The sequence below is a fragment of the Candidatus Uabimicrobium helgolandensis genome (genome assembly GCF_041508025.1).
In the GTDB taxonomy this organism is placed as follows: domain Bacteria; phylum Planctomycetota; class Uabimicrobiia; order Uabimicrobiales; family Uabimicrobiaceae; genus Uabimicrobium; species Uabimicrobium helgolandensis.
The window spans coordinates 1263600-1278435 of sequence record NZ_CP165719.1; the positions used below are offsets into that span (position 1 = coordinate 1263600).

10 protein-coding genes are annotated in these 14836 nt (G+C 33.9%); 1 reads left to right on the forward strand and 9 read right to left on the reverse strand.

Translation table 11 applies throughout. The features are described 5' to 3' along the window. Window positions 1–324: 324 nt before the first annotated feature. The 7 genes from UABHE_RS04570 to UABHE_RS04600 form a co-directional block, all read right to left on the reverse strand. On the reverse strand, window positions 325–2250 hold the full coding sequence (locus UABHE_RS04570; protein ID WP_372369053.1) for an ABC transporter substrate-binding protein: 1926 nt from the start codon (window positions 2248–2250) through the stop codon (window positions 325–327). A 7-nt stretch (window positions 2251–2257) separates the two neighbouring features. Further along, window positions 2258–3562, reverse strand: coding sequence for a hypothetical protein (locus UABHE_RS04575; RefSeq protein WP_372369054.1), 1305 nt, complete (start codon window positions 3560–3562; stop codon window positions 2258–2260). After that, complete coding sequence (locus tag UABHE_RS04580; RefSeq protein ID WP_372369055.1) at window positions 3562–3813, reverse strand: hypothetical protein; 252 nt, start codon at window positions 3811–3813, stop codon at window positions 3562–3564. The genes UABHE_RS04575 and UABHE_RS04580 overlap by 1 nt, the downstream gene beginning before the upstream one ends. Window positions 3814–3822: 9 nt before the next feature. Further along, window positions 3823–4917, reverse strand: coding sequence for a hypothetical protein (locus tag UABHE_RS04585; RefSeq protein WP_372369056.1), 1095 nt, complete (start codon window positions 4915–4917; stop codon window positions 3823–3825). 53 nt (window positions 4918–4970) lie between these two features. Further along, window positions 4971–7691 carry a hypothetical protein gene (locus UABHE_RS04590; protein WP_372369057.1) on the reverse strand — a complete coding sequence of 907 codons (2721 nt, stop codon included), beginning with the start codon at window positions 7689–7691 and terminating at the stop codon, window positions 4971–4973. A 158-nt stretch (window positions 7692–7849) separates the two neighbouring features. Further along, entirely contained in the window at window positions 7850–9442 is a 1593-nt protein-coding gene (locus tag UABHE_RS04595) for a hypothetical protein (protein ID WP_372369058.1), read from the reverse strand. Window positions 9443–9614: 172 nt separating this feature from the next. After that, the gene (locus tag UABHE_RS04600; protein ID WP_372369059.1) at window positions 9615–10586 is read right to left on the reverse strand and encodes a S1C family serine protease; all 972 of its coding nucleotides are present in this window, start codon (window positions 10584–10586) and stop codon (window positions 9615–9617) included. A gap of 285 nt (window positions 10587–10871) precedes the next feature. Here UABHE_RS04600 and UABHE_RS04605 point away from each other — a divergent pair, with 285 nt between their 5' ends. Beyond that, window positions 10872–11723 (forward strand): hypothetical protein, encoded by an 852-nt coding sequence (locus tag UABHE_RS04605; RefSeq protein ID WP_372369060.1) that lies wholly within the window; start codon window positions 10872–10874, stop codon window positions 11721–11723. 205 nt (window positions 11724–11928) lie between these two features. On the opposite strand, the gene UABHE_RS04610 is transcribed toward UABHE_RS04605, so the two are convergent. Both UABHE_RS04610 and UABHE_RS04615 read right to left on the reverse strand, forming a co-directional pair. Beyond that, a complete protein-coding gene (locus tag UABHE_RS04610; protein ID WP_372369061.1) occupies window positions 11929–12708 on the reverse strand; it encodes a hypothetical protein in 780 nt (259 codons plus the stop codon). 32 nt (window positions 12709–12740) lie between these two features. Continuing rightward, window positions 12741–14768 (reverse strand): PDZ domain-containing protein, encoded by a 2028-nt coding sequence (locus UABHE_RS04615; RefSeq protein WP_372369062.1) that lies wholly within the window; start codon window positions 14766–14768, stop codon window positions 12741–12743. Between the last annotated feature and the right edge of the window lie 68 nt (window positions 14769–14836).

The window sequence follows — 14836 nt, forward strand, 5'->3', positions numbered from 1 at the left end:
TATTTTTGTAACCAAAACTCCGATGAAAATATTTGTCTTAATGCGTTATGTTGTGTGAAAGAAATATTATTTTTTGTGATGTTCAACTACTGTTGAGTTAAGAGTGTTTATTTGGCGTTTCGGGGCTAGTATATTTTTATTCGTACGGAGAAATATTGTCTTGATCAATATCTTTTCATTTCGCAAGTTATCCTCTCCCGTAGGAGAGGAGTTATACATCTCTTTTGTAAACTAAAATAGTTACGAGCTGTGAACTTAACGAAAATGTATTGTCTTTTGGCCGAACTCTACCTCGATGTGTTTATATGTGAAAAATTTCAAGTACTACCTGTCAGAAACAGACCACAAATGAACTTCATTAAAAATATTAATAAGGCCGTTTATTTGTGTATATCCATGTGGAACTTTGTATTCTGGCCCAGGAGATAAAATCTTTAATTTTGGATCATGCATTATTATGTGGTTACGGCTCCACAGAAAAATATATGGTGGATCATGATGTAAAATCAAGAAAGCTTTGCGCCATGCTTGTTGTAGTATTTTTACGTCCGTTACATCGCGAGTACTATTTGCGATTTTATTAATGGTTGCGTTATGGTAACGACCATAGTTAACATTTTTGATATTCTTTTGATTTTTTTTATGCTGAAATAATCTAGTTAAATTCGGGGTTCCGGTTAATTTGACAGTTCGGAATGCGATATCAAAATCTCCCTTTTGTAGTCTTGGGTAGTAGCTGTCGGGAACAAGATAATCAATGGTCACTTCAACACCAAATTTAGCAAAATCTTCTTTTAGTGCCCCGCAAATTTGTTTAACTAGTTGATTTTTGCCTTGAGGGTTATTGGCAATGAGTGATAGTTTTGGAAAACCACTTAAAGTATTGCCTGTAATATTGACTGATTTCCATATACCAACATCTACGTTTAGCTTGTTTTGTAGTCTACGAACAAATACACGATTACCATTTGTTACTTTAATGCGCACAATTTCTTCATCTTTGCGTTGTTCGAGTTGTTTTAGTAGTTCTGCAATGGAAGACACCGGAACGCGTTCTATTTCCTTGATAATATCACCAGACTCAAATTCCTTGACGCGTTCGCCAGATGCAGAATAAACAATAACGTTGTTATCGCTCTTGTATACATCTAATCCCCAGTAACGATATAATTTTAATAAATTAAGACCTATTTCAGTGTCATCTGTATATGGTCGTATTTTGGCATTATAAAAGAAATTACGACGTGGTAAAGGAGCGGCAATAATTTCTCCTTCTCCGGCAAGAGCTTTTTTTAACATCAAACGCTTGCGGATCATGTAATTGAAAGCACGTCGAACTGCTGCTGGAACAAGATATGGATGTTCGCAATTTAAAACAAAACCGCTAAATGAATCATCTGAATAACGAAGTGTCTTTACGTTTTTTTTGCCAAGTGTATTTTGAATATAACTGACATCTGTTTGCAAAGACTCAGTTATAAGGTGTACATTTCCGTTAATAAATTGCTCGTTACGCGTAATACGCGCATTGGGAAAAGAGAACATGGTAATATATTCAACTGGTCGGTGATTGTTTGGATATTGTAGATTGCTAAAATAAGGGTGTTTTGCTGTGCGCTTCATTTTTATAAAGCGATTTTCTTCGATCGAGTCTATTTTGTAACGACCATAGCCAATATTTTTTTGTTTTCTTTTAGAAACACGTGATTTACTTGGAGTTTGACTATTAAGGTAAGATCTTTTATCGACAATAGGGAAATAAAATTCGCCAGGAAGTGGTGCTGTTCCTAATGAATTACCATAGAAGGCATTAAAAGAGTTACTACCTTGTGTTGTAATTACTAAACTATTATTTGCTTTCCAACTGTCTGGATTCAACTTTTTGTATTCTAAAGAGAAAAGAACATCGTCAAAACTAAGTTTTTTTCCATCTTGAAAGAGAGCATTTTGTAAATTAAAACTAAGAACTTCGCGATCTCTTAACTTTACAGTTCTAAAAGTAGCTAAACATGAACGATAAGCCTGTTGCCCAGAAGTTACTTGATAAATATCAACAAGGGGATCTGTAGTTAACTCTATTAGTCTTCCTTCCACTTGCGTTTGAAACCTAGCTAGTGGATTGAATGTGTATTGTCTAATTTGCTCCACAAAACTAAGTGGGAATTCCATTTCAGCGTAAACGATTTCCTCTTGTGCGAAACACACTGAAAAAAATAAAACAGCCGCACATATATATTGTAGTTTGTTCATAGCAATCTCAATCTATTTTTTCCCAGATTTTATTTTCCGCATATACATCTTTAGGAATATTTTTATCTTCTTTTTCATATAAAGAAATAAGATCTGCATTTTCAAAATCACTCATAAGAGTACCAAGTAGAGCATGTGCAGATCGTCCTTCTCCTAAACGGCATAAGGTATCTAGTACTACTAGATAGGCCTTGTGTTCTGAATGTTCTTGCAATAACTTTTGCCACATTTGTTTTGGACGACGTTCTTTAAGTAGTATCGAAATAGATCTGCCACCCAGCCAGTAGTTATTTCCTTTTAACCAAGTAAAATGAGGATGCAATTCTTCGTAATCTTCTTCTTCCATCCATAAAATAATAGCTAAACCAAGATGTGCTTCGTAAAAACGCGAAAGTTTTTTCTTATTATTAATTATCTTTTGGAAACTTTGTTTTGCAGAAGACAAATTACCTTTAGTAATTAGTTTCCAAGCGACTGCTAACGAAAATAACTGTAGATAATCATTATGCGCTTCTTCTTGTATGTTTTTTTTATTACGCGATACGAATGCTTTTCCTTGTTCCCATATTGGAATTGAAAGTTTGGCCACAACTCCTAAATGAAAAATCATATTACTTATAATTGATTTTTCATCGTCATTTATTGGTACTTGTTTATTGGCAATGTAAAACTGTTTTTTGTCTTTTATACTTTTTAGATCGGATGAACTCACTGGTTTTTTTAATAAGATATTTGTGAGTAATATGCCCGATTTTATAGTAAGATCTTTGTTTGCATTCACCATATTAAATAGCCTATGCGCTTCATCGTATAAGTTACTTTGGAGAGCAAACCAAGCTTTTGCTACAATAAAATTTTTCAATCTGGCTTGTGGAAAACTTTGTAAAAAATTTTGCACACTTTGATCTTGTCCTGTTTCGAGCAGCAAATCGAGAATATGATAGAGTTTGTAGTCTTCAATTTGCAGTTGACGAAAATACTCTTGATAGCTAGTAGGTATTTCGTCTAAAGGATCTAAAGAGTGCCCTTGCCAGTAATAAAGACGTTCTATATGCCATGTATTTATTTTTGCTTTGAAATTGCTATTTAAAGCAATTAAACACAGTATTTCTCCCAGTTGCGCCTCAAGTACTTCTGATTTTTGTTCTCTTTTTTGAGCTTTTGTGAACAGAGAAGCGCTTTTTTGAAATTCTTTTTTACTGTAGCAAATACGAGCTTGATACAAAAAATCTTCATTTGATTCTTCATGTGTTACTTGCGTTTTATCAGTACAGCTGCAAAATAGAATAAAAACGAGGAACCATTTCCACATTAAAAATTTCCTTCTTGGATTGTTCCTTCCAAATAACCTGGTGTTACCTTTCGCAAGCCAGATTTCATCGTATTTATTTCTGATTCTAAACCATCTATTTTTTGTTGCTGGATTTCCAATTTGCCTTCCATCTTCTCTAAACGAGAACTAAGGTCATCAATTGTATTCTGTTGAATTTCAACGGTTTCTTGTACTGGACTTGCACAGCTACATAAAATGATTGCAGCTATAGTTATTATTGCAGTACGCATTTTTTCTCCTCAAAAATCTAATAGACTTACTTTATTGTTTATAAATGGGTGATTTTTATTTGCAATATTTAAATAAAAATATTGTTCATTTTTTTTGATAAACCATTTCTCTTTGCGTTTCGCTACAAAGTCAATTCGCAATTTTTCGTCTTTGAACTCTAAGTATAGAAAAGAAGCTTTCCCTTGCTTTTCTTGAAAAACATGTTTGTTTTCCCACTTAGTTTTAACACCTAAAACGGTTATTCTAAACGGAATTTCAGAGTGAATAGTTATATTTATTTTTTTTGAAATATTTACTACATGCTCACTATTTTTCGAATGGAGAAAAAAGCCATCGTAAGTAAAATAACCCTTTTTTACGAATATTCTGTAGGTTTTTTGCAGACGAATGGGCAATGAAAAGCGCAAATAGTATTTCTTTTTTTTACGATCCCAATTTTCAAAGAATCCAATTTTATGCCCATCTACTTCAAGAGTTGCATTTTTTTGAGAACAGTAAATCGTTGTATCTGCAACAGGGGTATTTTCTATTTTTTCTATTATGCTCAAATATTGCTCATATTCATCTGAACTAAAATTCTGGCGAATGTGTTTACAAGTTTTTTGTGCGTAATATAGAGCGGCTGTAGGAGTAAGTTCTTTACAAAAGCCCCTTTTTCCATTCCAATCCATGAGAACAACCAAACATTGTGGGAATTCTTTCGGTAACTTAAGTGTTGGTTTTGCTGGCGTAACATAAAAATGAATTACCCCTCGTATTCGAGGGAAGGATTCGTGTTTAGGAACAGCAGTAACAGTAATGATAAAAATACCGTTACTGTTTGTTTTGGGAATCTTCCACGACAAGCGATTTGTTTCAGGAGGTAACGTAAAAATCTCTTGAGTAACACCATTTCGCTTTGCAATGGAAATACTGTAAAATTTAATATATTTGGCAGCAGCTTTGGAAGTAAGAGTTCTGTTCTTTTTTTGTATTTGCCAAGAGTTAGTATACAATGTTTCAGTATTGTATATTAGCCCTTTTTCAGCACGAAACTTTAAAACAAGTTCCGCATCTGCGCATATAAAAGTCATAAATATTACAAATAAAAAAATATACTTCATATTGAGGTCTATCCACATTCATGTTTAAAAAGTTATTGCTTGGAATTTTAAGCTTACAAATTTCTTGCGACTTGTGTATCAGCAAAATATTTCTTTATCAAAGAATATAGTCTATTCTTTAGCTTTGTCTTTCTTGCAGCAACGTTTTTTAACGCAGATGCTAGCTGCTCTTTTTTGATAGAATATACCTGTGTATCTTTGAGAGATTTTATTGTTACTAAGGAGTTTAGCATTCCATTCAATTTGCCGCGTTTAATATTGTATTTATAGTTTTCGAAAACATAAAGTGCCAGAATTTCCTTTTCTGTTCCTTCAATATTTTGAACGTATAATTTATCTTTCCATGTACAACAAAACAATGCCATATCAAACGAACTGTGCTTTCGCTCTTTGTAACGAATAATCTTAGCAATTGATTTATGATTTAAAGAGCTAATTGATAATGTTCTAGACCCTAATAATATTTGCCACTTACTATAATTGAAATTAGCTAGTGGAGCAGCAAGAGATCTTGTTTTCGTTTGAATGTCAAAATACAAAGTCGTTGTTTTGCCTTTTAATTTTGACATTCCTCCTTGAAAACTCTTCGACACGTTAGGCAGTTTTCCTACACAATTACTCCAAAGTTGTAATTGCGGGTTGTCACCAGCTGAACTTTTGACAATCGATTGAGCCTGTTTATATTTACGACTTTTTAGTAGAGGATATGTCTTTTTCGCTATTTGCTGTGCAATGTCTAACCATTCTATTTGTTGTTGTAAACGAATGATTGAATTGAGTTTACTATTTATAATTTCGAGATTACCTAGTAATTGACCACTTTTATTTTCAATAAGCAGGTTTTTTGCCTCATCGTATTGTTTGTTTGCTAGTAGTTCATCGAATTTATTAAGTACAATGTCTAGCTTCTCTTTGCTCTTGTTTTTGATGAATCTTGTTAGATTTGAGATTTTTTTAGAAGAATAACTAGGGTTTTCATCTTTGAAATTACGTAAGACAGATAGAGCGCTATTAAATTTTTCATTTAAGATACTTGCATTAATTTCAGCTGTTAATTTTTCGAAATCAGAAATGGAGTCAGACTGAGTTAGCAATTGTTCAAGAGCTAACAACTCTTTTGCTATTTCTCTTTTGTATGGGTTTTTCGGATAGTCTTTTTGAAAATTATTGAAAGCTGTTATTCTTTGTAGTACTTCTTTTTTGTCACTTGTTTTGTATTTATTTGAAATGATCGCGCTGTAGTCTTCCTGCATTTTTTCTGTGGTATTCAAGTACTTTGCTAAAAATTTATCCATAAGACCGGTGTGGTGAGCAAAATATCCTGATCCTCCCACAACAATAAGTAGCATAAATACCAAGAAGAATTTTGAAGATTTTGTTGTTTCTTCTATTTCAATATTTGCAACTTCATGGCTTTGAATTCCTACATCCTTAAGTAATTCAGGAGTAGTGACCATTTCTTCTTGCGAAGCTTCTAACGGATCTTTTTTCGGTTTTTTTCTTTTTAATGAAATTTCACCTGTTAAACCCATTACTTCAACATCTTTAGGTACATGAGAAATATCAATGCTTTTCTTGCGTTTTTTAAGATATTTTCTTAATTCCAATAGCTCTGGCTTCTTCGGGCATTTGGAACTTTTACAACGATAGCTTCTTCCTGCTTGAAATAAAACAATTTGATATCTTTTTTCACAAACAGGACAAATCATTGTTGATGTTTTTTGGCGACTTAAAATAGTTTTTATTTGTTCATTGGTTAAGTAACCCTTTTCAGCCATAATTTTACCAATTTTTTTACCTTTACAATCGGTAACTTGGCTTAGAAGAGCGTCGTTTACTTGTTCCTCTGTCGCCATCTTTAGTAGAATCGCTGCTTTTCCAAAAGGTGTGCTCATCGATTTACCTTGAGAAGGCTTTGAATATTGAGACTTTATTTTACTTACTTTTTCACTAGGTGCTTTTTTACTTTTGTTTTTAGGCGCAGGCGCAGGTGCAGGAGTAACTTTTTTTGATACTTGTTTTTTAACTGGTTTCTTAGGCTCACGTGTGGTCGTTTTCTCTGCAAATTCTGGTAAAGCGACATTACCTGAAATAGTAAATTCTGCGCTGTCTAAACGTAATGCATCTAATTCTTTTGAAGCTTCTTCTTCTGCTTCTATTGGATCAGAGGCTCTGAATGCAGGATTTTCAAAATTACTTTCGAGAAAGTCATTATCAAATTCTAAAATTTCCTCATCGGCAACAGAAGACTTACGCATTTTTTGATCGAGAGTGTCTATCTCTGGTTGCGATTCAAGTACTTCTTCTGCAAATGCCGCAGGCTTAACAAATGTAGACCCTTCTCCAAATACCGGCTCTTCAAAACTAGAGTCTTCACCAATAATAGCATGAGCAGCAATTGCTGATCCTTCACCTATAAGCAGTGGATCTTCTGAATGTGCTGTATTGAGAGGATCTTTTGTTTGTTGAGAGCTAGGAGTTTTGTCTTGGTTTTTTTTCTGTTCTTTGTTGTTGTTTGTCTTGTTCATCTCAGCGTCTAGATCATCGACACTCATTACTTTTAGCTTTAAGTCAGAAGATAAGAAGCAATCATCGTCATCAAGCTCTTCCCATGTTAATTTATCTACTTGTTCTTTAGATAAAAAATCTTTGGCCACTAAAACGTCCAAGACACTCTGATCTTTGCTTTTCTCTATGGAACACAAGTCTATCTGTTCTTGTGTTAACCATTTTCGTGCAATAGCTTGTTCTAATATATAGTCATCAGATAGCATCTACATAACCCTTCGCAATTGGGAGTCCCTATTCATATTTCTTACAATTTGGCATTAACTTGTTGTTTTTGAAGCACAACAACATTATGTACCTCAAGGCACTTCCTCTTAAAAGTACCCAAATATTATAAAATCTAAATGAGGCTACGCCCTTATTTCTAATAGATAAAATCCACGTTATTTCCAGTAAATATTATAGCACTTTTCAAATGATTTTTTTCTGCTACTTCGAATTTTATAATATTGCCAAAGTCAGTTTCTTCTTTGTATATGTTTACAATATTTCCCTTTACAGGAAAGTAATCTTCGCATTGTCGTGGGACAGCTATTTTAATTTCCATCCCAATCATTTTTTCCATTGTAAATTTTTTGACTACTTTTTCAGTGTAATCTAGTTGTTTGGTTACGACTTTAAGGTTTTTTGCAAAAACTTTACCATCACTGGTTTTATTTTTGTCACAAACAATGGCAAACCTTGATTTGCGCGAGTATAACAATTTATCAAAATAATTAATTAGCTCATGATCAGCTGTTGAAATTGCCGTTTCATCTTGAGGATACCAATTCAAGAAATCTACAATCATTAAAACTGTTGAGCGAAGAACTTTTTCTTGTTCAACTTGTTCACTGCTGTAGCTAGGTCTTGGAGCACCGAAACCACTATCAGGTAAGGCATTATTTTTTGATATAATTAATTGCTGAATTTCAGCAGTACTCATCGCAATTTTTTCTAGTAAATTTTGGTGTAATCGTTGAATGTCTGAAATAGCGGCCCACACTAATTCACCTACTTTATATGTATCTTGATTGTCATTTCCAAAAATAACTCGAAGCGATCTGTATTTTATAGAAGAACTTTTTTTCTTTGAATTAATCATTCGCATAAAGTCTTCAACAAGCAATTCAGATATATCACTTCCTACACCAGAGTAAGTCGTGATAAACCGAATTTCTTCTAATTTTTCAAGTGCGACTTCCTCAATTAACTCATCAATAGATTCAAACTGGCAGCCGTGGGCACGGCAATAGTTTTTGACTAATAGTTCTTGAATTAATTTGTTAATTTCTTCGCAAAGCTGAATATTGTGGTAGTCGATAACGAATGATGATCCATCGTCTTCAACAATTTCTAAAAATCCACCATACTGTAACCATTTAAAAAACTTACTTTTACGAAGGACTAAAGGTTGCTCGTGTTTTTCAATACATTCTTGTACTAGTACAATGATTTCTCGATATTTTTTTTGATGTAGTAGATTCTGAATATTTTCTAAGCTAATTTGTTTTGTTTCTGCGAAAATACCACAAAATTTTTCTATGGACTCTAAAAAATCGTCATACGTACCTTTTATTTTGGGTAACATTACATCAAATTCTGTTAGTAACTTGAAAGAAATTTCAATTTCCTTATCATCAACAGGTGTTACCTCCTTGGAAGGTTTTTCTTTTAGACGATGTAATTGCTGTGTGGAAAAACGAAATTTACGAACTTTATCGTTGCGTTTTAGATTTAAGTCTTGATTTTTCTGATGAACTTCAGACATAGATTGCTGCTGATGGAGAAGTAATGCTTCTCCTATAGATTTGGGTTGAATATATAAATGTCCATCGTTTTTCTCTGCTTTATTAATATTCTTGCTGTGCATTTTGTTCAGATAAATGATAAACATAAAAAAGGCGACAAATAGTATGCCCCATTTGTAATTTTCAAACCAATATTCAATACTTCCGATGTACAATAAATCTAGCATATTACACTCAAAATATGGAGATACCTCAGTGATGTATAGGAAATAAAATGCGTATTTTATCCCTTAAATTTTGTTACATATTGATATTGTGGATGAATAGTATTTTTCGCATCCAACCACGATATCTATGGCATTATATGTATTATTATTGCTAGCATCAAGAAAATTTCCTTTATCTCATAAATCTGGCTGTTAATGCTACAGGAACAACCATTATCATTTTCTTTCTTTTAATTGTAAGAGAAACTTTTTGCCCAGGAAAGTATGTTTGAATAATTTTATGAAACTTCTTTGTTGAAGAAATCTCAAAGCTGTTGATTTGTAAAATTTCATCTCCCAACATTAAGCCATTTGCTGCAGGGCTTTCTGGTTCGATATCGGTTATTTTAAGTCGCTTGTTAACATTTGTTAATTTAGCTCCTAGATAAACAGGAAAGGTTTGTAGGAAAAAAAACTCATCTGGAACTGTAATTTTTTGGGAATAAAATCTTTTTAAAAAATGGTTAATTGTGGTATTGGGAATACCTAAACCTTTATAACGATTTTGTGCGTAGCCAGAAAAGATAACCGCTACCACTTCTTTGTTTATATTAATAATTGGTCCACCGTATAGCCCAGGATTCACTGCACAATCGGTTTCTATTACATCTTTTAATGTAATTCCCCAACGTTTAAAATCATATATACCGCTTATCATTCCAAAGCTTATGCTAAATTCGCTTACTTTCGCTATGCTTCCATATGTGTTACCTATACATATTGCTAGATTGCCTATATTATAAGTTTTACACAGTTCTAATGGAGGTAAATCGGAACGTTCTATTTTTAGTAAAGTGAGTGGACTATTGTCGTCGTATGCAACGACATGAGCTTTAACTATTTGATTATCGTAGCATATGCAACGGGCAAATAGCTTGTCTTGCATAACTTTGCGCGTTGTAATTACAAGGTTTTTTCCAACAACAAAACCTGTTCCGTAGTAAATACCTCTTTTTAAAATACCTTCTTTTTTTATCTCTTCAGGAACATCAACATCAACAGCAACAATACTTGGAACTACCTGCTTGTATATATCATTAACATAACTTTTCTGAGCTATTAAAAAGTTTGAGATAAACAGCATCCAAAGAATAATTTTCAACATTTTTTCCTCTATTTTCTGTTACGCCCCTAAAGTGTATTTGTTCAGCTGTTCACGCTTACCATAATTATATGGTATTGTCTTTAAAAAGTTAAGTTACTTTTTTGTGGAGTATCGCTATTCGTCAGGGTTTTTTATAAAAAAAAAATTTTTCTCTTGAATTACCGTATGTTTTCCGTATAATGGAGGAAGTTGCAATATAGTCTCTAGAGCTTATTAACGTATCTTGTTTTATATCATATACTTTTGTGAGATGCATTATGCATCTCACAAACCGAGGTGTGGCAAATGAATGAATATTTAATATTGGAAAGCGAAACTTTTCGCAAAAAACTTTGCACAGATCAAAACACGCGTATTCTCAATGAAGTGGGGAAGCTTGAACATTTTACTAAGAACGGTTGGACAACTACTGAATACATAGCCAAATTTTATAGTGTTCCTGTGCCAACAATCAAAAGTATTGTGTTGCGTAATAAGAATGAATTGATTATGGATGGTTATAAAATTTTACAGAAAAAAGATTTGAAGACCTCTTTACTCAAATTACAAAAAACTTTTGGTATTGATATAGATAAGAAACTAAAACCTGTTCATTCAAAAATGCGTTCTATTGCTTTATTTTCAAGACGAGCAGTTTTGCGTATTGGTATGTTGTTACGAGATTCTGAAGTGGCAAAAAGTATTCGTTCTTATTTACTTAATACAGAACATCAAACAAAAAACCACAAAGATGATCGCCAAATTTTAGGACAAGTGGCTTATCAATTAACTCAACAAGCAACACAATTGGCCCAAAATGCAGAACAACTTATTTGTCAAGCCAATTTAGTAACTGCAGCGGTTAACGAAATACAACGAACAAAAGAAATTGTAAGAAAAATAGATAAACGCGTGGAATTACAAGAACAAAGACTTAAAGTTTTAGAAAAAAGTTTAAAACCGAAAAAGAAAATTTCGCAGAAAAAAATCTCACCCGAACAAGTTTTATTGCTAAAAATAGAATTAAAAAAGAAAAAGAAATCAGCGGTGAGTATTTGGAGTAAGTTTAATAAAAAATTTGGCATCACTCGTTATATAAACTTACCCGCGAGTTCTTTTGAGGAAGCATTAAGGTGGATGAAGAGGTACAAAGCTTAGGGAATTTTTGTAGCGGTTTTGAAATAATTACAGATGATGCCTCTTTTACTTTAGTTTGCTAATCTATTATTGGTGATAAACCTAGTTAGATCGAATTATCACTAAGGAATGAAATTTGTATACGATTATTTGCAAATAGAGGTACAAACATTCAAATTAAAGCGATACTTTTATTAGTAGATAACTTAAAAGCATCGCCCAGAATTTACTCTTCTTCTTCTTCTAAATCAGCTATAACATCTAATATATCTTCGGCTGGTAAGATCATTGGTAACATTGCCATTGCAGAAGCAATATTACTAGTATTGTTCATGCTCCCACCTCCACCAACTCGACTAAGTAGTAATCCAAAACATTTACCATTTTCATCAAAAGCAGGGACTCCAGCAGATATACCAAATATAACATAGTATGTACTTGGTTTTGCTATAATTGACATAATGCGTGTGTGGAAAATAAGTGGCGCTCTTCCTGTTGACGCATCCAACTTGGCTATAACAACTACATCATCTAACAGTTTTGGTTTAGCTGTTTTATCTAGGGAGATGTAAGAAAACTTCTTTTTGTTTTCTTTTGGTTTTATGAAAATGATATCCAAGTCTTGATCTTGCATTGCTATTTGTGCTGGGACTTCTGTACCATCATTGCAAACAATTTTGATGTCGGTAAACTCTGTTTTGGCATTTTGAGCTCCTTGCTGAAAGCGTCGCATTGCCACCATTGGATCAGCTTGCGCATTGGACACAATAATTAAACCTTCTTCGCTGACAACAGTACCTGGTATTTCTAGTTTACGTTCGAAGTTTCCCATTGCCGGAATTTTTACAACGAGTTGTACGGATACTACAGCATCCTTGTTTGCGTTGACAATATCCAAAACTTTTTGTTTTTTAGCTTGGCTAAGAGCCTCTACTTGCGAATGAACTTCTTCATTTTGCGCATACAAACAACTTACCACTATAAGTAAGACTAATAATCTATACATTTATTTTCCTTTGTGAAATATTGAATCTTTTTTTACCATTTTGGGCGCGCTTCTGCATAAAAATATCTTCCGCGGCGGTAAATGTAGAATACAACTGAGTTTGGTTTTTCTTTATGTAAATTTTCCATAATTTTTGCTACATCTTTGACATTTTCGATCTTGTTATTATTAATATTAAGTAAAATGTCATTTGTTGCAATGCGCGCAAGACTCATCCATCCTCCCATACGCACTTCTTTGAGGATAGCTCCTTTGTAGTCTTGAGGTAAATCTAAACTTATTTTATCCATCACTGCTAGATTACGCACTGTAAATTCAAAGTGTTCGTTGGTATATGTTTTCATTTCTTCGCTAGGTTTTGGAGACTTAGGTAATTTATAGTTGATAACCATTTCTTTACCATTGCGAATAATAGAAAAGTCTACTTTTTTTCGCGCGCGAAAACGACGAATCATTGTAGGAAATACCTGAGAGTGAGATGTATTTGAAGCGTCAATAGATGTTCCATTTAGATGAGTAAGAATGTCACCTAAGCGAAAATCACTATCATGTAATTGTGGATAGAGACGTGTAATGCGAACACCTTTTTTACCTTCTAAATTCAAGGCTTTTGCCAATGGAGTTGTTAGTACTTGTACTTTTGCTGGAAACCATGCTTTTCGAGCCCGAGCCCAATTATCCTTGTCATCTTCTCCAAGTTGTACAGCTGTTAAATACAGATCTTTTCTTCGCTCAAACTCTACGACAATTGTTTTCTTTTCCACAGAGAGTTTTGTCGTCAAATCGAGTAGAGAGTTTAAGTCGTTAACTTCCATTCCACCAATTTTAGTGATAATGTCGCCTATACGGATAGAAGGTTTGGCTTGTCCACATGGTCCTCCAGGACGAACACTCGAAATATAAACACCTTTTTTACTTTCGCGGCGTAATCTAACAGTATTGAGCTTCGTTAGGTTTCTTGCTGTAATGCCCCAATAAAGTATTTCTTGATCTGTCTCTTTTGCTTTGCCTCTTGGACGAGTAGTTAGTTTTAACTTTAATTCTTTGTCTTTACGTAAAATAGTTACCGAAACTTCATTTCCTACAGCAGTATCAAAAACAAGAGAATTAAAAACAGGGATTTGCTCTTCATAGCGACCAGAAATTCTCTCGCCACCAAATTCGGTGATGATATCTCCAGATTTAATACCAGCTTCATCAGCGGGAGAGCCTTTGATAATATCACTTGCTAAAACACCATATATGCGTTTATCAGATTTTAGAAGTGTTTGTACGCGAACGCCTGTCCAACTACGCTCTACGTAACCTTTCTTGATGATGCTATTTGCAACGCGTTTTGCCGTATTAGCAGGTATAGCGCCGCCTAAACCAGCAATACCAATTTCGTTAATTCCAATAATACTTCCATCGAGATCAACAAGTGGGCCTCCACTATTACCGCCAAAAATGGTAGCGTCATGTATAATCCAACGTACAATGCTACCAACGGGTTCTCCGTCTAACATAAAACTATTTCTACCACCAATAGCTTTAGGAATAACCATGTTCAAGTTGCCGATAATTCCATAAGTAACAGTTTGCGAAATAGCTCCAGGACTACCCATTGCGAATACTTTCTGCCCAATCTTAAGATCTTTGGAATCTCCCCAAGAAGCATAAGCAAAAGAGCGAACTGGTATACGCATTGTCCATGGTTTAAGCTTAATAACAGCAATATCGCATAGAGCGTCAGTACCAATTAGATCGGCTTCTACTTCTTCCTTGTTAGAAAGGGTACACCAAATTCTTTTTGCCCCTCCTACAACATGGTGGTTAGTAACAACATATCCGTCTGATGATATAATCGCACCACTTCCACTGGTAAAAGATTTTTGTTCGCGACCTTGCGACACAAATGCCGTTACTACAGAAATTCTGACCAGTGCTGGGTACACTTTTTTCATCACTTTACGAATTTCTACCTGGTTATTGGTTTGATCTGGTTTTGCTGTGCTTTCTTGTGCTTGCAAAGAAAGCATCATTGCTAATATCAAACACAAGTAGTGTTTTGTTCTGTTCACACTATTTCCTTCCTTGTTACATTTTAGTGAGTTATCTTTTCCAGGTGTTACATGTATGAATATTTTGT

Coding starts and splice junctions, on each gene's coding strand:
- UABHE_RS04580 (WP_372369055.1), bottom strand. CDS start 3,813: ATGCGTACTGCAATAATAACTATAGCTGCAATCATTTTATGTAGCTGT.
- UABHE_RS04595 (WP_372369058.1), bottom strand. CDS start 9,442: ATGCTAGATTTATTGTACATCGGAAGTATTGAATATTGGTTTGAAAAT.
- UABHE_RS04575 (WP_372369054.1), bottom strand. CDS start 3,562: ATGTGGAAATGGTTCCTCGTTTTTATTCTATTTTGCAGCTGTACTGAT.
- UABHE_RS04600 (WP_372369059.1), bottom strand. CDS start 10,586: ATGTTGAAAATTATTCTTTGGATGCTGTTTATCTCAAACTTTTTAATA.
- UABHE_RS04610 (WP_372369061.1), bottom strand. CDS start 12,708: ATGTATAGATTATTAGTCTTACTTATAGTGGTAAGTTGTTTGTATGCG.
- UABHE_RS04605 (WP_372369060.1), top strand. CDS start 10,872: ATGAATGAATATTTAATATTGGAAAGCGAAACTTTTCGCAAAAAACTT.
- UABHE_RS04585 (WP_372369056.1), bottom strand. CDS start 4,917: ATGAAGTATATTTTTTTATTTGTAATATTTATGACTTTTATATGCGCA.
- UABHE_RS04570 (WP_372369053.1), bottom strand. CDS start 2,250: ATGAACAAACTACAATATATATGTGCGGCTGTTTTATTTTTTTCAGTG.
- UABHE_RS04590 (WP_372369057.1), bottom strand. CDS start 7,691: ATGCTATCTGATGACTATATATTAGAACAAGCTATTGCACGAAAATGG.